Raw genomic sequence first — 20,326 nt, 5'->3', positions numbered from 1 at the left:
GTCGCATGTCCGCACGGAGAAAACTCCAGGCCCTGGCCACCACGGCCGTGGTGCTGCTGGGCCTGGCCGCCGCCACCCCCGCCGCCTCGGCGGCCCCCACGGCCGGCACCGCGAGCGCCGCCGCCCCCGCCAACGACTGGCTGCGCACCGACGGCAACAAGATCGTCGATGAGGACGGCAACCAGGTCTGGCTGACCGGGGCCAACTGGTTCGGTTTCAACGCCACCGAACGGGTCTTCCACGGCCTGTGGTCGGCCAACATCGAGAACATCACCCGCCAGATGGCCCAGCGCGGCATCAACATCGTCCGGGTGCCCATCTCCACCCAGTTGCTGCTGGAGTGGAAGGCCGGCCAGGCGATCCGGCCGAACGTCAACACCTACGTCAACCCGGAGCTGGAGGGCATGAACAACCTCCAGGTCTTCGACTACTGGCTGCAACTGTGCGAGAAGTACGGCCTGAAGGTCATGCTCGACGTACACAGCGCCGAGGCCGACAACTCCGGGCACACCTACCCGGTGTGGTGGAAGGGCACCATCACCTCGGAGCTGTTCTACCAGGGCTGGGAATGGGTCACCGCCCGCTACCGCACCAACGACACCATCGTCGCGATGGACATCAAGAACGAGCCGCACGGCACCCCCAACGACCCGCAGCGGGCCAAATGGGACTCCAGCACCGACCAGGACAACTTCAAGTACGCCTGCGAGACCGCCGGCAAGCGGATCCTGGCCATCAACCCGAACCTGCTGATCCTCTGCGAGGGCATCGAGGTCTACCCCCGTCCCGGGGCCACCTGGAACTCGCCGAACACCAACCCGGACCGCAGCCCCAACTACTTCTACAACTGGTGGGGCGGCAACCTGCGCGGGGTCGCCGAGCACCCGGTCGACCTGGGCGCCCACCAGGACCAGCTGGTCTACTCCCCGCACGACTACGGACCGCTGGTGTTCGAGCAGCCCTGGTTCGCCGGTGACTTCGACCGGGAGTCGCTGACCAACGACGTGTGGCGGCCGAACTGGTTCTACATCCACGAGCAGAACATCGCCCCGCTGCTGGTCGGCGAGTGGGGTGGACGGCTGGGTCAGGACGCCCGGCAGGACCGCTGGATGGCCGCGCTGCGCGACCTGATGGTCGACAACGGCATCCACCACACCTTCTGGTGCCTCAACCCCAACTCCGGTGACACCGGGGGTCTGCTGCTCGACGACTGGAACAGCTGGGACGAGACGAAGTACAACCAGATGCTCAAGCCCGCGCTGTGGCAGCACAACGGCAAGTTCGTCGGCCTGGACCACCAGGTGCGCCTGGGTGGCGCCAACTCCACCACCGGCATCAGCCTGGCCGAGCGGTACGCGGACGGCCCCGACCCGGTGGACACCACCGCGCCGACCGCGCCGGGCCAGCCCACGGCCACCGAGGTGACCGCCACCGCCGCCACGCTGAGCTGGGCCGCCTCCACCGACAACGTGGGCGTCACCGCCTACGAGGTGCTGCGGACCACCAGCGGCTCCGGTGGGGCCGGCGTGGTCACGGTCTCCGGCACCAGCTACCGCGCCACCAACCTGACCGCCTCGACCAGCTACACCTTCACGGTACGGGCCCGGGACGCGGCCGGTAACGTCTCGGCGGCCTCGCCCCCGCTGACCCTGACCACACCGGCCGACAACGGCGGTGGTGGTGACCAGGGCTGCGCCGCGACCTACCGGGTGGTCAACTCCTGGCAGGGTGGCTACCAGGCGGAGGTGACCGTACGCAACCCCGGCACCACGGCGATCAACGGCTGGACGGTCAGCTGGACCGCCCCGGCCGGCACCACCATCTCGTCGCTGTGGAACGGGCGGTTGACCACCTCCGGCACCTCGGTGACGGTGCGCAACGAGCCCTACAACGGCCAACTGGCCGCCTCGGCCAGCACCACCTTCGGGCTGACCGGCAGCGGATCGGGCGTGCCGAGCGCGCTCACCTGCGCGGCGTCCTGACCCGGTGAGCCGGGACCTCTGCCCCACCCGCCCCCGGGTGGGGCAGAGGCCGTCCGGAAAAGCGGTCCTCCCGGACGGCCCCGCGCGGCCCGGGCCTGGGTGGGCCGCGTCTAGGCCAGCCGGATGGCGTCACCGTCGACGGTGACGTTAGCGGCCGGCAGTGGAGCCCGGGCCGGTCCACTGCGTACGGAACCGTCGGCGATGTCGAACACGCTGTTGTGACAGGCGCAGGTGATGACGCCGCCGTCGACCGAGGTGACCGTGCAGCCCTGGTGGGTGCAGGTGGCCGAGAAGGCCTTGATGTCGCCCTCGGTGGGCTGGGTGACCACCACCCCGGCCGAGGCGAAGATCGCACCTCCGCCGACCGGGATGTCGGCGAGGGTGGCCAACGCCGGGGGAGCCGGGCTGTCGTCCGGGGCACCGGATCCGGAAGGGTCGGCGCTGCCCCCGGGAGCGGTACTGCCCCCGGGAGCGGCGACCGGTGGCGGGGCCGCCGCCGGCTGGCCGTACGTCGCGCAGCCGGTCAGTGCGGCCACTCCCGCCGCGCCGGTGCCGGCCAGCAACGCCCGTCGCGACCGGCAGCAGCCGGCCTGATCGTGGTTCATCTCTGCCTTTCGAAGATCAGAACTGGATGCCGAAGGTGGTGAAGTACCACACCGACGAGGTCAGGAAGATGCCGATCAGGGCGACGAAGACCACCCCGCCGACCACCGGCAGCACCCAACCGGCCAGGCCGCGTTTGGGCAGGGTGAGCATCTTGGTGGCGAACGCACCGAAGAAGAAGCAACCCAGCAGGGAGTGCATCAGGGTACGGGTGTCGTAGCCGTCGAAGCCGAGGGCGTACAGGCAGTGCACCGCGACCGGTACGGTCAGCAGGAAGGCGATCCGCCCCGACCAGCGGTGCGCGGCGCCGGCCCAGGAGGGGGAGAACCCGCCGAGCCGGCCCCACATGGACAACGCCGACAGTAGTTGGATCACCGCGAAGAAGGCCGCCCCGGTGCCCAGCCACACCTTCACCGTCAGGGGTGAGGAGAAGCCGGCCACGTTGACCGCGATGCCGGTCGGGGTGTGGGTGCGGCCGTAGACCCCCAGGGCCACCGCCACCCCCGCTCCGACCACGATCGGCACCACCATGGAGGGACGTCGTCGGGACTCGCTCGGCGGCGGGCCGAATTCGCGGATCACCTCGATGTCGGGTGCCGGCGGGCGGCGGGGCACCGTACGCACATTTCCCTGACGGTGCTGCGACATCACCGCCCTCCGGGGATTACCGGCTCGGCGACGATGGTCACGTCGTTGACCACCGTGCTGAAGAAGGCCGGGTCCAGCGGTGGGGCAGGGATCGGCTTGCCGTTCCAGGTGACGATGCCGATCTGGGTACCGTCCGGCAACATGATCCAGCCGCCGTCGATGCCGGCCTTGCGGCCCTCCTCGGTCACCCGGTAGATCGCCGGGGCGGTGCCCTCGCCGGACTTGACGACCGGCTCGTCGGCCTCCTCGTCGGCCTTCTTGTCGTCCGGCCGGGCGGTGAACTTCCAGCGCCGAACCCCGACGATCATCTCGCCGCTGGCGCTGTCACCGCGGATGATGCCGGTCAGCTTGGCGTCCTTGCCGGTCAACTCGATCTTGCCGTCGCGGACCGTGCCCGACAGCCACAGCTCCATGCTGCGGCCGTCGCACACGTACGCCTCGGCCTTGCCGCCCTTGACGGTGATGGCGATCGTGGCGCCGTTCTCCAGCTGGCCGATCCAGTTCTGCTCGACCGAGGGGGCCTCGGTGTCCTCCGGCGACTCCTCCGGCCCGTCCGGCGGCTGGATGTTGGCCGGTCGGCTGCTGTCCGGGTCGGGTTGTTCCTCCTCCACCGGGGCCTCGTCGTCGACGTCCACCTCGTCCTGCGGCGGTACGGCGACAGCCGACGGGGCGCTGTCGGCGCTCGGTTGGGTGCGCGGCGGTGATGCCTGCGCACTCATCGTGAACAGCACGGCAGCCGTCACCGCCCCCGACAGGAGGGTGAGCAACGGGGTCAGGCGCTTCATGGGCCACTCCCTTCGCCATCAGGTACGGCAACGGAAGTGGATCGGTTCAACACCGGCCGGGAAAGGTTCCCACCGATGCCGGAGTGCTCAGACGGTGATCCGGGTGACCGGTCGGCGGGCGGGGGCTTTGCGGGGCCCGGCGGAGCGGGCCCGCACGGCCTCGGCCGGGGTCACGTCGACCCGTACCACCTCGCCCACGGCGGGATCCTGGGCACGGAGCTGGGTCAGGGCCTCGTCCAGGCTGGCGAAGATCGGGAAGACCCCGTCGAGCTTCATCGTGTGCAGCACCGTACGGATGAAGCGGGACGGGGCGGCCAGGCAGAGGCGCTGGCCCCGCTCGCGTACCTCCCGGTGGGCGCGGACCAGCAGACCCAGCCCGACCGAGTCGATGACCTGCACCCGGGCCAGGTCCACCACGACTGTCCCGGCCAGGCCGACGGCCGCACGCAGCGCGGCCCGCAGTTCCTCGGCGGCCTCGGCGCTCAGGGCAGCCGCCCCGGTGAGCACGGCCACCTCCTGGCCGTTGCCGGCACCGGACTCGGGCCCGCCACCCGGTGGCAGGGTGCTGCACCGGGGGCAGCGGTGCGGACCGGTGGCGAACGGGGAGCCACTCCAACCGTGATCGGAGACCAGGGTCCAGACGACCTCGGCATCGGGCAGCACGGCGGCCATACCGGTGGTGGTGTCGCCGCACATGTCGCAGATCAGGGTCATCAGGTTGTCGTCCGGTACGACGGTCATCCTGTTTCCTCTCCGGTACTGGCGGTGCGAGGGGACGGGACAGGGATCTCGGTGCCTTCGGCGGTGGGGCGGATCCGGTGCGGGGCTCAGCGGGAGTCTGAGTGTTCCTTGCTTGCGGTGGCAAGCACGATCACCACGCCGGCCGTGGCCAGACCGGCCTGGCCGATCAGGCCCAGCAGGGTGAGCCCACGGAACCCGAGGAGCCAGGCGCTGATGGCGCCGAGCAACGCGGCAGCGGCACCGATGGTCATGGTGAGCCAGACCGGGACGTTGGACCGGCCGGGAACGATGAACCGGCCGAGCACACCGGCGGCGAGGCCGACGGCGACGGCTGCGACGATCCCGGGGACGGTCATGCTGCTCCTAGTCCTGGCAGTGGCGGGGTCCGCCGGCTCAGTTCCGCGCGGTGACGGCCGCCCGGCCGTACACCCTCGGATGACCGGTGGCATCCACGGCCGGGTCGCCGGACCCGGCCCCAGGGGCGGCGGTCACGGCAGAGGCCGGCCCGCCGTCGGTGTGCACCGACAGGATCTGGTGCAGCCGGGCGGTCTGGAGGATGCGGGTGATGCGGGGGTTGGGATCGCGTATCGACAGCACCCCACCGGTGCGGACCAGTCGGCGGTGTACGTCGAGCAGCAACCCGATGCCGGCCGCGTCGATGTGTCGACAGCCGGAGAAGTCCACGATCACCTGCTGGGGTTGCAGGGCCAGCAGTCGGTCGAACACCGCGCCGGTCTCCGGCAGGCAGGCCAGGTCGAACTCCGTGATGGCCACCTCCACCAGCGGCACGGTGCACTCGGGGCGTCGTGGCGTGGTCACGTCGCTGCCCCCTCTCCGGCGCTCCCCAGGTTGGTCTCACCCTGCCCAGCGGGGTTGGCGGGCATTGCGCGGACGTATGACAGTTGCGTGACAAAACACCCTGGCGGGGGTGGTGGTTGGTCGGTCGGCGAGGGCTTGGGGATGATTCCCGGTATGACAGCGGTACTGGTGATCGAGGACGACGACCGCATCCGGCTGGCTCTGCTGCTCGCTCTGGAGGACGAGGGCTACCAGGCGCAGGGTGCGGCCACCGCCGAGGAGGGGCTGCGGGTGCAGCGCCGGACCCCGGCCGACTACGTCCTGGTCGACCTGATGCTGCCCGGAATCGACGGCTTCGAGTGCATCCGTCAGATGCGGCGCGACGACGACGTGCCGATCGTGGTGGTCAGCGCCCGGGACGACACCCACGACATCGTCGCCGCCCTCGAGGCCGGCGCCGACGACTACGTGGTCAAACCGGTGGCGATCAAGGAGTTGACGGCCCGGCTGCGGGCCCTGCGGCGGCGGGCCCGCACGGTGAGCCCGGTGGAGGAGCCGGTGCCGGTGCTGGTCTTCGGCGAGCTGGAGGTCAGCCCCGAGGCCGGGGAGGTCCGCCGGGCGGGTGAGCCGGTGGCGGTCACCCGTACCGAGTTCCGGCTGCTCTGCGAGCTGGCCGAGCACGCCGGGCGGGTGCTGTCCCGGCAGCAGCTGCTCAGCCGGGTCTGGGGGTACGACAGCGGGGACGAGCGGCTGGTCGACGTGCACGTCGGCCGACTGCGCCAGAAGATCGAAGCCGACCCGGCCAACCCCAAACACCTGGTCACCCTGCGCGGGCTCGGCTACAAGCTGCAACGATGAGACGTCTAGGACTGCGCGCCCGGGTCACCACGGCCTTCGCCGTCGGTGCCCTGCTGCTGTCGGCCTCGATGGCCCTGGTCTCCTACGAGCTGACCCGCCGTACCCTGCTCGACGAGCGGGAACGCGCCGTGCTGCGGGCGGCCTACTACGACGCGGCCGTGGTCCGGGCCGGACTCGACACCGACAACCCGGATGCCGGAGAGGCCCTGCGGACCCTGGACACCGGCACCAGCCGGCGGGCGGTGCTGCATCTCAACGGCGACTGGTACGGCCGGGCCGCCGACAACGGCCTGACCGCCGCGATCCCCGGGCGACTGCGGGAACTGGTCAGCGCGGGGGAGCCGGCCGTGCAGCGCATCCGCGTCGACGACCAGCCGGTCCTGCTGGTCGGGGTGCCGTTGTCGGAGTCGGCATCGTTCTACGAGATCGCCTCCCTGCGGGAGCTGGAGCAGACCTTCCAGGTCCTGGCGTTGGCGCTGACCGCCGTGGCGATCATGGTGGCCGGCTCCGGGGCGGCCCTGGGCTGGTACGCCACCCGACACGGCCTGCGTCCCCTCACTGCGGTCGCCAACGCCGCCGAGCGGATCGCCGCCGGTGACTTCACCACCCGGCTGACACCGGACACCGACCCGGACCTGAACCGGCTGTCGACCTCCTTCAACCGGATGGTCGACGAACTGGCCCAGCGCATCGACCGGGACCGGCGCTTCGCTGCTGATGTCAGCCACGAGCTGCGCTCCCCGTTGCAGACCCTGGCAGCGGCGGCAAGCGTGCTGTCCCGGCGCCGGGACAACCAGGACGAGCGGACCGCCACTGCGGCCCGGCTGGTGGCCGACGAGATCGACCGCTTCCAGCAACTGGTCAACGATCTGCTGGATCTGGCCCGCAGCGACCAGTCGGTGCACCGGCAGCCCGTGGACGTGGCTGAAGTCGCCCGGCAGGCGTGCCGGGACCGGGGACTGCCGGAGACGATCGTGCAGGTGGCTGCGGACACCCCGGCGACCTGGCGGGTCGACCAGCGTCGGGTGGCGCAGGTGCTGACCAACCTGCTCGACAACGCCGAACGCCACGGCGCCGGTGCCGTGGGGGTGCAGTTGTCGCGGACGGGCGACACCGGCATCGTCGAGGTCGACGACGAGGGGCCGGGGGTGCCGGTGGAGGACCGGGAGGCCATCTTCGACCGCTTCGTCCGGGGCCGGGCGGCCAACTACCGGGGCGACGGTGACGGCACCGGCCTGGGGCTGGCGCTGGTCGCCCAGCACGCCGCCGCCCACGGGGGCGGAGCCTCGGTCGGGGACCGCCCGGAGGGTGGCGCCCGGTTCCGGGTCACCCTGCCCGGGAGTGTGTCATGACCGGCAACCGGGCCGGATTCGCCGTGGCGGCCCTGCTGCTGGCCCTGGTCGCCGCGTGCGGGGTGCCCGGTGAGGATCGGCCTCGTGCGGTGACCCCGCCCCCCGGCCCGCTGCCGTCCACCGCCACCGCCGCCCCGACCACGGCGGAGACCGGCGCGGTGACCGAGGTGCTCTACTTCTCCCGCGACGACAAGTTGGTGCCGGTGACCCGCCGCATCGACGAGGTGCCCGCGGTCGAGGTGCAGTTGCGGGACCTGCTGGCCGGGCCCACCCAGGCGGAGCGCGACGACGGCCTGACCAACGCGCTGACCGGGGCGTTGAGCAACGCCGAGGTGGAACTCCTCGACCGGCAGGCCCGGGTCACGGTCACCGCCACGGTCGCCGAGACCGGGAGCACCCACGAGATGCTGGCCTACGGGCAGATCGTCTGCACGCTGACCGCCCGCGCCGATGTCAACACGGTGGTCTTCCTGCGTGAAGGTGCCCCGCTGAGCGTCCCCCGGGGAGACCACTCACTGTCACCTGATCCCCTGACCGCCGCCGACTACGCGGCCCTGATCACCCCGCGGTGAGGGTGCCATGACGGATTTCCCCGGCTGTCCGGGGGCGGGCCGGCGTCGTGTCGGCGGGGTGGGCCGGTGCCGCACGCGGACAGCGACGACTCGTATCCTTTCCGCGAGTCGTCGTCGTGGCTGACGAGCAGAGAAAGGGACAAGGTGTGAACGATCAGGCCGAGACGTTGGAGTTCCAGGCCGAGGCCCGTCAGCTGCTTCAGCTGATGGTCCACTCGATCTATTCGAACAAGGACGTGTTCCTCCGCGAACTGATCTCGAACGCCTCCGACGCGCTGGACAAGCTGCGCCTGGCGGCGTTGCGTGACAAGGACCTCGCCGTCGACACCGATGACCTGCACATCACCATCGAGGTCGACCGGGAGGCCCGCACCCTCACCGTGCGGGACAACGGCATCGGGATGACCCGCGAGGAGGTCGTCTCCGTGATCGGGACGATCGCCAAGTCCGGCACCGCCGAGCTGCTGCGCCAACTGCGCGAGGCCCAGGAGGCGGGGGCCTCCCAGGAGCTGATCGGGCAGTTCGGGGTCGGCTTCTACGCGGCGTTCATGGTCGCTGACAAGGTGGAGTTGACCACCCGCCGGGCCGGCGAGAGCGGTGGCACCCGGTGGGAGTCCACCGGGGAGGGCACCTACACCATCGCCGCCCTGGACACCGCGCCCCAGGGCACCGCGGTGACCCTGCACCTCAAGCCGGCCGATGCCGAGGACAACCTGCACGACTACACCGCCGAGTGGACGATCCGCGAGATCGTCAAGCGGTACTCCGACTTCATCGCCCACCCGATCCGGATGACCGTCGAGCGGCCGGGCACCGACGGGGCCGAGGCCACCACCGAGACGGTAACCCTGAACTCGATGAAGGCGCTGTGGGCCCGCCCCAAGGGCGAGGTGGAGCCGGCGGAGTACCACGAGTTCTACAAGCACATCGGCCACGACTGGGCCGACCCGCTGGAAACCATCCACATGCGCGGTGAGGGCACCTTCGAGTACGAGGCGCTGCTGTTCATCCCGTCGCACGCGCCGATCGACCTGTTCTCCCCGCAGGGTCGCCGGGGTGTGCAGTTGTACGTCAAGCGCGTCTTCATCATGGACGACTGCGACGCCCTGATGCCCAACTACCTGCGCTTCGTCAAGGGCGTGGTGGACGCCCACGACCTGTCGCTGAACATCTCCCGGGAGATCCTTCAGCAGGACCGGCAGATCCGGGCCGTACGCCGTCGGCTGGTCAAGAAGGTGTTGGCCACCGTCAAGGACCTCAAGACCGAGCAGCCCGAGCGGTACCGCACCTTCTGGACCGAGTTCGGTGCCGCCGTCAAGGAAGGCCTGATCGACGACACCGACAACCGGGACACTCTGCTGGAGATCCTGTCGGTGGCCTCCACCCACGACCCGGCGGAGCTGACCGACCTGGCCGGCTACGTCAGCCGGATGAAGGAGGGTCAGAGCGACATCTACTACGCCACCGGTGAGAACCGGGCCACCATCGAGAACTCCCCGCACATGGAGGCCTTCCGGGCCAAGGGCTACGAGGTGCTGCTGCTCACCGACCCGGTCGACGAGGTCTGGGTGGAGCGGGTCGGCAGCTACGACGGCAAGACGCTGCGCTCGATCGCCAAGGGCGAGGTGGACCTGGACACCGAGGAGGAGCGTACCGAGGCCGAGGCGGAGCGGGAGCGCCAGCGCACCGAGTACGCCGACCTGCTCACCTGGATGGGCGGGGTGCTGGCCGACTCGGTCCGGGAGGTACGCCTGTCGTCGCGGTTGACCACCTCCCCGGCCTGTGTGGTCGGTGACGCCCACGACCTGACTCCGACCCTGGAGAAGATGTACCGGGCGATGGGTCAGGAACTGCCGAAGGTCAAGCGGATCCTGGAGATCAACCCGGGTCACCCGCTGGTGACCGGGCTGCGCAAGGCGTACGAGCAGGATGGTGCCAACGACTCCCTGGCGGAGACCGCCGAGCTGCTGTACGGCACGGCGTTGCTGGCCGAGGGCGGTGACCTGACGGACCCGTCGAGGTTCGCCCGGATCCTCGCAGACCGCCTGGCCCGCACCCTGTAGCCGCTGGATCGTCTGCGGACTGAGTGTCCGATTCGGGGTCGGGTGGCCACGGTGTGGCGGCACACCCACCCGGCCCCGAATCGGATGGCCCTGCCAGCGGCGATGGACCGCCGCCCTCGACTCGGTCCTGCCTGTGGCACCACACCCACTGTGAACTACGTGTAAGTCAGCTGTCCGTTATAGATCTTTCATCTGCTTCACCCGTCGATTTCTAGCCGACCGGTGAAAAGATCGTCACCAGTCCGCGTCCACAGAGGACCAACAAACGAACCGGGATGCTCCGACGGGCGCGACTTTGCCATCCGCTTGCCCGTTGTCGGCGCCATTGGCACACACGTACGGTTACGACGCCAGCCGCTCGGGTGACCAGTCGGACGAAGTCAGGGCAATCGCAGCTGGGCTGGCGGAATCGAAATCCATGCCATGCAGTAGCGAAAGTTGGGCAATATGAGGCGTTTTGTGGCGGTAATGGCGGTGTTGGCGGTGGCCGCAGCGGGATGTGGGCAGGCAGAGACGTCCAGCTCCCCGGCGTCCACGCCGACCGCATCGACGAGTTCGGCACCCCCCACCGCGGCATCCCCCAGCGCTGCCCCGTCCGCGGCGGCGGCGATCGACACCTCCATCAACGAGGAGCCGGTGGACGGTTCGGACCCCGCTGCCGTGAAGACGGTCGACGTCAAGGCGCAGCCGGCGGCGCAGGTCCCAGCCGCCGCCTCGGGGTACTACAAGCTCAAGACGGTGTTCCGCGGCGAGGACGAGTGCCTGGAAGGCAACCGGATCGACGGCAACTCGACCCTCGCCGGTGCCGCGTTCCAGGACACCTGCCAGGACGTGGACGGGCAGGCGTGGAGTTTCACCAAGCGCCCGGACGGCTACTACACGCTGCGGACGAAGTTCCTCGGCGAGGACAAGTGTCTGGAAGGTAACCAGCGCGCCGGGAAGGTCCTCGGCGGGGCCGCCTTCCTCGACACCTGTCAAGAGGTCACCGGCCAGCAGTGGAAGTTCGTCAAGGCCGGCGACAACCTCTTCCGGCTTCAGACGAAGTTCCGGGAGAAGGAAGGTGAATGCCTGGAAGGCAACCGGCTCGCGCCGGAGTCCGTCCTGAAGGGCGCGGCGTTCATGGACAAGTGCCAGAACGTCACCGGCCAGCTCTGGTACGTCACCGCGATCCCCGCCTGACGCCATTGCCCCGATCGGAGGGGTCCGGACCGCGGTCCGGACCCCTCCGCGCTGTGCTGCCGGCCGGCAACGCAGGGTCCAGGCCGCGCAAGCTGGGCCGTTCAGGTGGGCACGATCCGTCGGGCCTCGGCCGAGACCTCCGCGGGGTACGGCGGGTCGGCGTCGAGGATGCGGTGGGCGATGCCGGTCCGCAGCGCGGCCACCCTGATGCCGCCCGTGCCGTCCGCGACGACGTGGTCGGGGTCGACCTCGGCGAGGGCGGTCACCGCGACCGCATAGATCTCCCGCACGGCATCCTGGGGTGGGTTTTGCAGCGCCATCGTCAGTTCGCCGGAGGTGATCCGGCTGCGCAGGCGGGTGTCCCAGAGGTGGACGAAGGATGCGATGTCGGCGACGAGGGCGAGGTCACCGAGTTGTCGAGCCTCGGCGGTGACCACGGCCAGCCAACGCCAGGGCCGGTCGATGCCGAGGTCGCCGGTCTGGTGGATCAGGCGGACGTTGCGCATCAGTTCATCGAGATCGGCGACGCCCCCGCCGGCCTGGACCACCGCCGTACCGGCCGTGCACATCCGGTCGTCGTCGCCGAGGCCGGCGAGGAAGGCGCTGACCACCTGCCGCGCGGCCGCCAGGTCGCCCGGTGCCAGGGTAGGTGGTGGCGGATACGGCAGTTCTGGCGGTGACTGCTGCGGCAACTGCCGGCGCCGTCTGAAGATGCCCATGTGACCACTCCGTCTCGTTCCGGTCTGCCGTCCACTCGTGGTGGGAACAGGAATTCTGACGGCGGGTGCCCGGCTGGAAACCCACCGTTCTGTCGATTGTCAGTGGATCATCGGCTGCTCCACAGTCGATCTACAGGTGCTACCGTCCCACATGGACGAAGCCGTGCCACCGCACATCGGAGAGCCCAGGTGACCGACGCATCCCCGCTCAGCGCAGCCATCCAGAGCGACATACCCCACTCCGCTCGACTGTGGAACTACCTGCTCGGCGGCAAGGACAACTTCGCCGCCGACCGGGAGGCCGCCCAACAGGTACTGGCCTACATGCCGGAGCTGGTGCAGTCGGCCCGGTTCAACCGTGAGTTCCTCGGCCGGGCGGTGCGACACCTGGTCGGGGAGGCCGGGGTCCGACAGTTCCTCGACATCGGCACCGGGCTGCCCACCGCGAACAACACCCACGAGGTGGCCCAGTCGGTCGCTCCGGAAACGCGGGTCGTCTACGTCGACAACGACCCCATGGTCCTGGTGCACGCCCGTGCCCTGCTCACCAGCGATCCGCGGGGCGCCACGGACTACATCGACGCGGATGTGCGCAAGCCCGACCACATCCTCGCCGAGGCCCGGCGCACCCTGGACTTCACCCGGCCGGTGGCGGTCATGCTGCTGGGCATCCTGAACTTCGTGGTCGACGATGCCGAGGCCAACCGGATCGCCCGGCGGCTGATCGAGGCCCTGCCCGTCGGGGGGTATCTGGTCATCTCCCATCCCACTCGGGAGGTCAACCCCGAGGCGGTGGACCGGGCGATGGAGTCCTGGCGGGCCGGGGGTGGCGCCGAGATGGCCGTGCGTACCCCGGCGGAGATCGCCGGCTTCGTCGAGGGCCTGGAGATCCTCGAACCGGGCCTGGTCACCTGCTCCCAGTGGCGGCCGGACGGCAACGACACCACCCCGGTCTCCGAGTACGCGTTGGTCGCCCGCAAGACCGGCTGAGGCGGCCCTGCGGCTCAGGCTCCGGTCGGTGTCGGCCACGGTGACCGCGTGCCGTCCCGACCGGGTCGGGTCCGGCCCGGCCGGGACAGGCGGCCGGAGGCCAGAGCGGCAGCGGCCAGGCAGACGACGGCGGCCAGGACCAGCGGCATCCGGGCACCCAGCAGTACGGCGGCGGCACCGAGCGGAGTGGCCAGCGCGATCGGCCCGAACATGATCGTGTTGGCGGTCGCGGCGGCGCGACCCAGTAGTTCGCCCGGGCTGTGGGTCTGGACCGCGGTGACGGCTGCGACGAGCGCCCAGGGCAGGCCGACACCGGCCACCACCGAGGCGGCCAGCACCGCCGGCCACCACGGTACGCAGCGACCCAGGCAACTCGTCGCGAACAGGGTCGCACCGACCACGGCCACGGTGGTCGGGTCGAACCGGGTGATCAGCCGGCCGACCACCAGCCCGCCGACGATCGAGCCGGCACCCTGGGCGCTGAGCAGCACCCCGAGAAAGGTCGACGGCAGGCCCAGCTCGACGGTGGCGATCTCGTATCCGGCGGCCGTGGTGAGGGCCTGCATCCCGATCGCGGTAGCGGCCAGGGTCACCGGCCGGCGGATCGACGCCGAGCCGAACAGGACGGCCAGACCGGCGCGGGCGGCGCCACCTCGGCTTCCGGTGACCGGCGGGGTCCGGGTCAGGCGCAACGCCGCGTACCCGACGGCCACCAGCAGCGGCAGGACGGCGGCCAGCAGGGCGACGAGGTGTCCACCCCGCCAGGCGTACAGACCGGCCCCGGCCAGCGGGGCGACGAGCTTGACCCCCTCCTGGGCGCTGGACCGCCAACCGTTGACGTGCCCGAGCGCGGCGGGGGAGAGGGCGGCGGGCAGGATGGCGCTCTCTCCGGCGTCGATGACGACATAGCCGACGCCGTACGCCCCGCAGACGGTGAACAACAGCCACAGCTGAGCGGGTCCGTGCACCGCCAACAGGGTGGGCAGCACGGCGGCCAGGGTCAGGTTCGTCGCGATCAGCAGCCCTCGGCGGGGCATCCGGTCTACCAGGGCGCCCAGCCACGGTCCGGCGAGGGTGGGGGCGTACACGCAGATCCCGGCGAGCGCGGCGAGCCCGCTGGACCCGGTGAGGTCGAGAATCCAGATGCCGGCGACCAGGGCCATCGCGCTGCCGCCGAAGCCGGACAATACGGAGATGGCCACGAGCAGGGCCGCGTTGCGCCGCACCACGCCTCCAGGATTGAGTCGATCTGACTCACAGCCTCGATCCTGAGCCCGGCGGAGGCAAGACTGGCAAGGGGTCGTCAACGAAGCATTGACAGGCCGGTGTGCAGTTCGGCGGTGATGATGCGGACCGCTCCGGGCAGTCCGTGGCCGGCGGCTGTGAGGTCGGCGGCGACATGCCGGGCCAGATCGTGGAGGGCGCCCGGTTCGGCGTACAGGGCGAGCAGGACGGTGTGCCGGGTCAGGTTGGCGCCCGGAAACCTGCCGTCCCACCGGCGGTCCGCCTCGATCCAACGATGCAGTCCGGTGAGCGTGGAGCGCAGCCCGGCGACCTCGCTCGGCCAGCGCCGGTCGGCCACTGCGCGGCGGGCCCGACGGCCGGCGGCAAGCCGCTGACGCCGCTGTTCGGCGGCCTGGCGGCTGCTCAGGCCGAGGGCCTCGGCCACCTGGCGCCAGGTCGCTCCGCCCTGCCGGGCCTGGTCGATGAGGTCCAACTCCTGCTCGTCCAGGCATTGACGGGCTGCCGGGAGGTCGGCCAGCCGGTGCAACGGATCAGGCACCCGTCAACGCTACATTGACAGGCCCCGGACCACGCCGCCGCGACCGGTCGATCACCGCGCGGGCCAGATTGTGCGGCCGACCGGCTCCCACGCCGGGACAGGCAGGAGCTGTCCGTGACACCGCGAGAGGGCAGGCGCTGTCTCGCAGCCCGCCCCTCGTGAGCGGCGCGACTGCGACTGAGGCGTGGCTCAGGCGGCGGCGGAGTCGCCGCGTGACTGCTCGCCCGGCCACGAAGGCAGGGTGTACGGCGCGGGGTAGGTGGTCTGCCGCTCGGGGGTCTGCGTCGAGCCGCCCTGGGCGAGTTTGAGGGCCCGCTGGGCCTGCTCCCAGGGCCGGCAGGGCCACTCCTGTCCGGCGCACAGCAGGTGCTCGCAGCCGCCGTCCTCCGCCGGAGCGTGCGCATCGGCGACATCCAGAGCGAGCCGCCACAGCAGCGGATCGGTAACCTGCTCCGGACGTTCATGGGTGTGACTGGGCCGATTGCCGGCATTGTCGGACACGGGTGATCCCCCCTTGCACTCAAGCTTCCTTGCTCTTGCCTCTCCAGTCTGCACGCAGGTCAAACACCTCGCCTTGGACGGTTGGCCGAGGTGGGGGTGATCACCTGTCCATACTTCGGGACGATTGACAGATGACCTTCAGCAGGTGAAAGCTGTCCGCGACCTGATCACTCCTACTGGTCCGGTGTGTGACGCTGCGTAGTCGGTGATGCGGGCGGTGTACACATCGGACGCCTTCGCCGAGGCGACCTGGGGAGTCGTGTGCGGCCGAAGGCAGTTGCCTAACCCCCACCGCACACCGAGAAGGGGCGACAAGCCTCATGTCCGAATTCCGTACCAGTACCCGGTGGCGACGCCGGGTACCCATGGCGGCCGCGCTGGCGGCCGGCGCCGCGGTGCTGCTGCTGGTCAACCCGGCGGCCGCCGTCGTGTCCCAGAACGCCACCACCGGAGTCAGCGAGGTGCCTGAGGACCTCGGCCGGTTGGCCGACGAACAGGCCAACGTGGTCGAGGTGCTGCTGGCCGACAAGGACGAGTTGGATGCGCTGGTGGCCACCGGCGTCGACCTCGACCACCACGTCCACCAGAGCGAGGACGGCATCGTCGTCCACGCAGTGGTGACCGGTAACGAGGTCGCCACTCTGACCGCCGCCGGATTCACCTTCGGCCAGGTGCTGCACACCCCGGCCGACTCCGCAGCGCGGATCGCCGAGCGCGAGGCGACCATCGCCGCCCACCTGGCCGACAACCAGGAGTTCATGCAGGGTGGCGCGGGGATGGCGGCCCGGGCCGCCGCCTCCGACGTCAAGATCATCCGGGCGGATTACTACACCAACGGCACCGACGAGGTGCTGTCGGTGGAGGCGAAGTGGGCGGGCGGCCAGGACGCCAACACCGCCCTCACCGTCTCCCGGGACAGCGGGCCGGGCACCGAGATGGGCTCCGGCGGTACGCAGAACATCAACCGCTTCATGGACGCCGGGGTCTACATGTACCACCGGGGTGCGTCGATCGTGACCAGCCGGCCGGAGTACGTGCAGATCACCAGCCCGACCGGTGACGTGGCGGTGGCCAAGGTCAAGGAGTGGCTGCCGATCTCCGGTGACGCCCCCGAGGGCCCGGGCTACCAGAAGGACTTCGTCAACAGCTACCTGACCCCCACGGAGCTGTACGACCGGATCCACACTCTGGCCGCCCAGTACCCGAGCATCTCCGAGATCGTCGAGCTGCCGCACAAGACCAACGGCTACCGGCGCAAGGCACAGGCCGTGCTCGGCAGCGGCAACGCCAACCGGGTCGGCGTCGACTCGCTGGCCTGGGGCCACGAGGGCGGCAACGACATCTCGGTCGAACTGGTCAACCCCGGTGCCGCCGACTCGGCGCTGACGGTGACCGTCACCGGCAACGACGTGCGGGTCAGCCTGGCCACCGACGCCTCCGGCGCGGTCACCAGCACCGCCGCGCAGGTCGCCGCCGCGCTCAACGCGGAGGCGGGCACCCTGCTCAAGGCGTACACCTATCGGGGTAACGAGGGCGCCGGGGTGGTCGCGCCGGCCGCGCCGACCAAGCTGTCGGACGGCCTCTCCGCCCCGGAGTCGGTCTCCCGTGAGCCGCACTCCGTCTACGCCATCCGGATCGGCAAGCACCGCGACGGCTCCAAGCTCGGCGTCCTGGCCTACGCCCAGGAGCACGCCCGGGAGTGGGTGCCGCCGCTGGTGACCATCGAGACCGCCGAGCGGCTGCTGCGCAACTACGAGCAGGACGCCAACACCCGCGAGCTGATCGACAACCTGGACATCTGGATCGCTCCGTCGGTCAACCCGGACGGCGGGCACTTCTCGTTCTACGACTTCAACTCGCAGCGCAAGAACATGACCAACCACTGCACGCCGGAGACGAACGGGGACTTCCTCGGCCGTAACTCCTGGGGCGTGGACAACAACCGCAACTACACCGAGTACAGCCTCTTCGACGGCTACTCGGGCGCCTCGCACTCCTGCACCAGCGGCTCGTACGCCGGGCCCAGTGAGCTGTCCGAGCCGGAGAACAGGAACGTCGACTGGCTGGCCTCCCGGCCGAACATCAAGTTCTCGATGAACCTGCACTCCTCCGGCAACTACTTCATGTGGTCGCCCGGCTCGTACGCGACCCCGGGCCGGATCTCGGCGCCGCGGCCGACCCTGGCCGAGGAGTCGCTGTTCTGGGGTGCCTCGTCGCGGATCCTGACCGCCATCAAGCGGCACCGCAACCTGGCCGTCACCCCGGCCCGGACCGGTCCGATCGCCGACGTGCTCTACTCGGCGGCCGGCAACTCCGGTGACATGCTCTGGTACAAGTACGGCATCTACGCCTGGAACTTCGAGGTCGGCACGTCCTTCCAGCCGCCGTGGGAATCGGCCAAGGAAGAGACCATGGAGTTCTCCAACGGTCTGGTCGAGATGCTGCGGGTGGCCCGCGACTACGACACCGACACGGCGGCCCCGACCAGCACGATCACCGTCGAGCCGAGCGCCACGGCGGGCATGGTCGACGTCACCTTCGACACCAGCGAGCCGGCGGCGGTCTTCTACACCGTCGACGGCAGCCGGCCCACCCTGGAGTCGACCCTCTACGGCTCGGCCGGCGTGCGTGAGGGCGGGGAGACCCTGACCCTGCCGAACGGCACCACGGTGAACTGGTTCTCGGTGGACTCGAAGGGCAATGTCGAGAACGGCTACGTGCCCGACGGCACCGGCACCAACCACAACACGACGAAGGCCTGGGACCCGGAGGCACTGCGGGTCACGGTGACCACCCAGGTGCGGTGTGTGGCCGGCAAGGCGTACGTCGCGGTGCAGGCGCACAACCAGAACGACGCGGCCGTCAGCATCTCCCTGGAGAGCAGCTACGGCACCAAGGCCGCCGTCAACGTCGCGCCGGGCGCGAGCACCTTCCAGCAGTTCAACACCCGGTCCGGCACGGTCTCGGAGGGCTCCGCCTCGGCGCACGCCACCGGTGCCCTCGGCGGCGAGACGGTGACCACCACGGTCACCAAGGAGTACGCGGCCGTCAACTGCGCCGACCCGCGGCCCGCCCAGTAACTGACAAGCGACGACGGAGAAATTGATGAACACATGGAGCCGTAAGCGGCTGCTGGCCGCCGGTGCGTCCGGTGCCCTGCTGGCCGGGGTGGTGGCGGTGGGTTCGCCCGCCTTCGCCGAGCCGGGTGACGAGGCCGGGGTGGAGGTGACCGTCGAGATCGAGGAGATCCGGGAGCCGGGTGTGCTCGCCATGACGGTCGCCGCCGACTCGGTGACCCTGACCGAGGACGGGTCGACGCTGCTGGTCCGCCAGTTCACCGGCAACCTGCCGACGGTGACGGTCACGGACACCCGCACGCCGGACGAGGTGCCCGAGGGTGCCGCGTGGGCGGTGCTGGGCAGCGCCACCGATTTCGTCGGGGACGCCGACCAGGCCCCGATCGGTGCCGGGCACCTGGGTTGGAAGCCGAAGCTGATCGACGGTGGGGACACCGGCCTGGTCAGCGAGGGTGAAGAGGTCGTCACCGTCCTGGACGAGCCGACTCAGCCGGGTAACAACGTGGGTCTGGTCGACCAGGAACTGCTGGTCTCGACCTTCGACTCGGGTGCGGTGACCCCTGGCGAGTACACCGTCGACGCGGATCTGTTCCTGCGTACTCCGGCGGATGTCGCCGCGGGTGCGTACACCTCGACTCTGACCCTGTCCCTGTTCGAGTAGGAAACCGACGGTGAGGGCCGCCCGCCCCGGGCGGCCCTCACCCCGGTACGGCGACACCCGCCCGCCGGCAGCGGCCGACATCCTGGCCGTTGCCGGCGGGCCCCGGCGCGGCCCGCGAGCGGTGCCCGCCATGATGGGACCGTGAAAATCCTGTCCATCCAGTCCTCGGTCGCCTACGGCTACGTCGGCAACTCGGCCGCCGTGTTCCCGCTGCAACGGCTCGGGCACGAGGTCTGGCCGGTGCTGACGGTGCACTTCTCCAACCACACCGGGTACGGCGCGTGGCGCGGCCCGCTACTGGCCCCGGCCGACGTCGCCGAGGTGATCGCCGGCATCGCCGACCGTGGTGTCCTGGGCGACGCCGACGCGGTCCTCTCCGGCTACCTGGGCGACCCGGCGATGGGGTCGGTGATCCTCGACGCGGTGACGCTGGTCAAGACCGCCAACCCGGACGCCGTCTACTGCTGCGACCCGGTGATGGGGGACGTGGGCCGGGGCATGTTCGTCCGGCCGGGCATCCCGGAGTACCTGCGTGACGTGGTGGTACCCCGAGCCGACATCGTCACCCCTAACCAGTTCGAGTTGGAGTTCCTCGCCGGTCGTCGGACCGACTCGGTGGAGGAACTGCTGGCAGCGGTCGACGTGGTCCGGGCGACCGGACCACGGCACGTCCTGGTGACCAGCGTGCTGCACAGTGCCGTACCGGAGGGGTTGCTGGAGGTGGTGGCGGTCTCCGACGAGGGCGCCTGGGCGGTCACCACCCCCCTGCTGCCGATCTACCCCAACGGCGGCGGTGACGTCACCGCCGCGCTGTACCTGGCGCATCTTCGGACCAGCGGCTCACCGGCCGTCGCGCTGGAGCGGACCACCGCCTCGATCTTCGCCGTGCTGGAGGCGACCATGGCCGCCGGCACCCGGGAACTCCAGTTGATCGCCGCCCAGGAGGCGATCGCCGAGCCCGCGAACCGGTTCCCGGCCCGCCGCCTGCGGTAGCGAGGCCGCTTGCTCAGGCCG

At 70.4% G+C, this 20,326-nt stretch carries 21 protein-coding genes; 10 read left to right on the top strand and 11 right to left on the bottom strand.

Annotation, left to right across the window (positions count from 1 at the left end):
• The first annotated feature begins 5 nt into the window (after window positions 1-5).
• On the top strand, window positions 6-1,982 hold the full coding sequence (locus ACGFIK_RS19225) for a cellulase family glycosylhydrolase (protein WP_327025615.1): 1,977 nt from the start codon (window positions 6-8) through the stop codon (window positions 1,980-1,982).
• 110 nt (window positions 1,983-2,092) lie between these two features.
• On the opposite strand, the gene ACGFIK_RS19220 is transcribed toward ACGFIK_RS19225, so the two are convergent.
• The 6 genes from ACGFIK_RS19220 to ACGFIK_RS19195 all read right to left on the bottom strand — a co-directional run bounded on the left by ACGFIK_RS19220 (window position 2,093) and on the right by ACGFIK_RS19195 (window position 5,578).
• A complete protein-coding gene (locus ACGFIK_RS19220; protein ID WP_327025616.1) occupies window positions 2,093-2,587 on the bottom strand; it encodes a Rieske (2Fe-2S) protein in 495 nt (164 codons plus the stop codon).
• 16 nt (window positions 2,588-2,603) lie between these two features.
• Window positions 2,604-3,116: a DUF6529 family protein gene (locus tag ACGFIK_RS19215; protein ID WP_327027102.1), complete on the bottom strand. Its 513-nt coding sequence runs from the start codon at window positions 3,114-3,116 to the stop codon at window positions 2,604-2,606.
• 116 nt (window positions 3,117-3,232) lie between these two features.
• A complete protein-coding gene (locus ACGFIK_RS19210; RefSeq protein WP_327025617.1) occupies window positions 3,233-4,018 on the bottom strand; it encodes a hypothetical protein in 786 nt (261 codons plus the stop codon).
• 87 nt (window positions 4,019-4,105) lie between these two features.
• On the bottom strand, window positions 4,106-4,759 hold the full coding sequence (locus ACGFIK_RS19205; protein WP_327025618.1) for an STAS domain-containing protein: 654 nt from the start codon (window positions 4,757-4,759) through the stop codon (window positions 4,106-4,108).
• Between the two features lie 86 nt (window positions 4,760-4,845).
• On the bottom strand, window positions 4,846-5,115 hold the full coding sequence (locus tag ACGFIK_RS19200; protein WP_327025619.1) for a GlsB/YeaQ/YmgE family stress response membrane protein: 270 nt from the start codon (window positions 5,113-5,115) through the stop codon (window positions 4,846-4,848).
• Between the two features lie 37 nt (window positions 5,116-5,152).
• The gene (locus ACGFIK_RS19195) at window positions 5,153-5,578 is read right to left on the bottom strand and encodes an STAS domain-containing protein (RefSeq protein WP_327025620.1); all 426 of its coding nucleotides are present in this window, start codon (window positions 5,576-5,578) and stop codon (window positions 5,153-5,155) included.
• 153 nt (window positions 5,579-5,731) lie between these two features.
• Here ACGFIK_RS19195 and ACGFIK_RS19190 point away from each other — a divergent pair, with 153 nt between their 5' ends.
• The 4 genes from ACGFIK_RS19190 (at window position 5,732) to htpG (ending at window position 10,402) form a co-directional block, all read left to right on the top strand.
• A complete protein-coding gene (locus ACGFIK_RS19190) occupies window positions 5,732-6,415 on the top strand; it encodes a response regulator transcription factor (RefSeq protein ID WP_327025621.1) in 684 nt (227 codons plus the stop codon).
• Window positions 6,412-7,767 carry a HAMP domain-containing sensor histidine kinase gene (locus ACGFIK_RS19185; protein ID WP_327025622.1) on the top strand — a complete coding sequence of 452 codons (1,356 nt, stop codon included), beginning with the start codon at window positions 6,412-6,414 and terminating at the stop codon, window positions 7,765-7,767. The genes ACGFIK_RS19190 and ACGFIK_RS19185 overlap by 4 nt, the downstream gene beginning before the upstream one ends.
• Window positions 7,764-8,339: a GerMN domain-containing protein gene (locus ACGFIK_RS19180; protein ID WP_327025623.1), complete on the top strand. Its 576-nt coding sequence runs from the start codon at window positions 7,764-7,766 to the stop codon at window positions 8,337-8,339. The genes ACGFIK_RS19185 and ACGFIK_RS19180 overlap by 4 nt, the downstream gene beginning before the upstream one ends.
• Window positions 8,340-8,485: 146 nt before the next feature.
• Complete coding sequence (gene htpG, locus ACGFIK_RS19175) at window positions 8,486-10,402, top strand: molecular chaperone HtpG (RefSeq protein ID WP_327025624.1); 1,917 nt, start codon at window positions 8,486-8,488, stop codon at window positions 10,400-10,402.
• Between the two features lie 380 nt (window positions 10,403-10,782).
• Here htpG and ACGFIK_RS19170 read toward each other — a convergent pair whose 3' ends face one another.
• Entirely contained in the window at window positions 10,783-11,025 is a 243-nt protein-coding gene (locus ACGFIK_RS19170) for a hypothetical protein (RefSeq protein ID WP_327025625.1), read from the bottom strand.
• A 13-nt stretch (window positions 11,026-11,038) separates the two neighbouring features.
• Here ACGFIK_RS19170 and ACGFIK_RS19165 point away from each other — a divergent pair, with 13 nt between their 5' ends.
• Window positions 11,039-11,581, top strand: a complete 543-nt coding sequence (locus tag ACGFIK_RS19165) for an RICIN domain-containing protein (protein WP_327025626.1) — start codon at window positions 11,039-11,041, stop codon at window positions 11,579-11,581.
• 101 nt (window positions 11,582-11,682) lie between these two features.
• Here the strand turns inward: ACGFIK_RS19165 and ACGFIK_RS19160 are convergent, their stop codons facing one another.
• Entirely contained in the window at window positions 11,683-12,300 is a 618-nt protein-coding gene (locus ACGFIK_RS19160) for a hypothetical protein (protein WP_327025627.1), read from the bottom strand.
• Window positions 12,301-12,489: 189 nt separating this feature from the next.
• Between ACGFIK_RS19160 and ACGFIK_RS19155 the strand changes: the two genes are divergently transcribed.
• Entirely contained in the window at window positions 12,490-13,290 is an 801-nt protein-coding gene (locus ACGFIK_RS19155; protein ID WP_327025628.1) for an SAM-dependent methyltransferase, read from the top strand.
• 14 nt (window positions 13,291-13,304) lie between these two features.
• Here ACGFIK_RS19155 and ACGFIK_RS19150 read toward each other — a convergent pair whose 3' ends face one another.
• From ACGFIK_RS19150 to ACGFIK_RS19140, 3 genes are all read right to left on the bottom strand, one after another.
• The gene (locus ACGFIK_RS19150; RefSeq protein ID WP_393340438.1) at window positions 13,305-14,519 is read right to left on the bottom strand and encodes an MFS transporter; all 1,215 of its coding nucleotides are present in this window, start codon (window positions 14,517-14,519) and stop codon (window positions 13,305-13,307) included.
• Window positions 14,520-14,593: 74 nt separating this feature from the next.
• Window positions 14,594-15,073, bottom strand: coding sequence for a hypothetical protein (locus ACGFIK_RS19145; protein WP_327025629.1), 480 nt, complete (start codon window positions 15,071-15,073; stop codon window positions 14,594-14,596).
• A 189-nt stretch (window positions 15,074-15,262) separates the two neighbouring features.
• Window positions 15,263-15,574, bottom strand: coding sequence for a hypothetical protein (locus tag ACGFIK_RS19140; protein WP_327025630.1), 312 nt, complete (start codon window positions 15,572-15,574; stop codon window positions 15,263-15,265).
• 320 nt (window positions 15,575-15,894) lie between these two features.
• Between ACGFIK_RS19140 and ACGFIK_RS19135 the strand changes: the two genes are divergently transcribed.
• The 3 genes from ACGFIK_RS19135 to pdxY all read left to right on the top strand — a co-directional run bounded on the left by ACGFIK_RS19135 (window position 15,895) and on the right by pdxY (window position 20,305).
• Window positions 15,895-18,654 carry a M14 family metallopeptidase gene (locus ACGFIK_RS19135; protein WP_327025631.1) on the top strand — a complete coding sequence of 920 codons (2,760 nt, stop codon included), beginning with the start codon at window positions 15,895-15,897 and terminating at the stop codon, window positions 18,652-18,654.
• A gap of 25 nt (window positions 18,655-18,679) precedes the next feature.
• A complete protein-coding gene (locus tag ACGFIK_RS19130) occupies window positions 18,680-19,312 on the top strand; it encodes a hypothetical protein (protein ID WP_327025632.1) in 633 nt (210 codons plus the stop codon).
• Window positions 19,313-19,453: 141 nt separating this feature from the next.
• Window positions 19,454-20,305, top strand: a complete 852-nt coding sequence (gene pdxY / locus ACGFIK_RS19125; RefSeq protein ID WP_327025633.1) for a pyridoxal kinase PdxY — start codon at window positions 19,454-19,456, stop codon at window positions 20,303-20,305.
• Window positions 20,306-20,326: the final 21 nt, after the last annotated feature.

It is taken from the genome of Micromonospora sp. NPDC048871 (assembly GCF_043198155.1).
GTDB lineage: Bacteria > Actinomycetota > Actinomycetes > Mycobacteriales > Micromonosporaceae > Micromonospora.
Note: the sequence above shows the minus strand (reverse complement) of the source record. Positions and strands in the feature narration are given on the sequence as shown.

Bases quoted from the DNA above. Each gene is read 5' to 3' on its own strand.
- ACGFIK_RS19225 (WP_327025615.1), top strand. From the start codon at position 6: ATGTCCGCACGGAGAAAACTCCAGGCCCTGGCCACCACGGCCGTGGTG.
- ACGFIK_RS19205 (WP_327025618.1), bottom strand. From the start codon at position 4,759: ATGACCGTCGTACCGGACGACAACCTGATGACCCTGATCTGCGACATG.
- ACGFIK_RS19210 (WP_327025617.1), bottom strand. From the start codon at position 4,018: ATGAAGCGCCTGACCCCGTTGCTCACCCTCCTGTCGGGGGCGGTGACG.
- ACGFIK_RS19130 (WP_327025632.1), top strand. From the start codon at position 18,680: ATGAACACATGGAGCCGTAAGCGGCTGCTGGCCGCCGGTGCGTCCGGT.
- ACGFIK_RS19160 (WP_327025627.1), bottom strand. From the start codon at position 12,300: ATGGGCATCTTCAGACGGCGCCGGCAGTTGCCGCAGCAGTCACCGCCA.
- ACGFIK_RS19185 (WP_327025622.1), top strand. From the start codon at position 6,412: ATGAGACGTCTAGGACTGCGCGCCCGGGTCACCACGGCCTTCGCCGTC.
- ACGFIK_RS19220 (WP_327025616.1), bottom strand. From the start codon at position 2,587: ATGAACCACGATCAGGCCGGCTGCTGCCGGTCGCGACGGGCGTTGCTG.
- ACGFIK_RS19215 (WP_327027102.1), bottom strand. From the start codon at position 3,116: ATGGTGGTGCCGATCGTGGTCGGAGCGGGGGTGGCGGTGGCCCTGGGG.
- ACGFIK_RS19170 (WP_327025625.1), bottom strand. From the start codon at position 11,025: ATGGAGGTGTCGATCGCCGCCGCCGCGGACGGGGCAGCGCTGGGGGAT.
- ACGFIK_RS19200 (WP_327025619.1), bottom strand. From the start codon at position 5,115: ATGACCGTCCCCGGGATCGTCGCAGCCGTCGCCGTCGGCCTCGCCGCC.
- ACGFIK_RS19135 (WP_327025631.1), top strand. From the start codon at position 15,895: ATGTCCGAATTCCGTACCAGTACCCGGTGGCGACGCCGGGTACCCATG.
- ACGFIK_RS19180 (WP_327025623.1), top strand. From the start codon at position 7,764: ATGACCGGCAACCGGGCCGGATTCGCCGTGGCGGCCCTGCTGCTGGCC.
- ACGFIK_RS19190 (WP_327025621.1), top strand. From the start codon at position 5,732: ATGACAGCGGTACTGGTGATCGAGGACGACGACCGCATCCGGCTGGCT.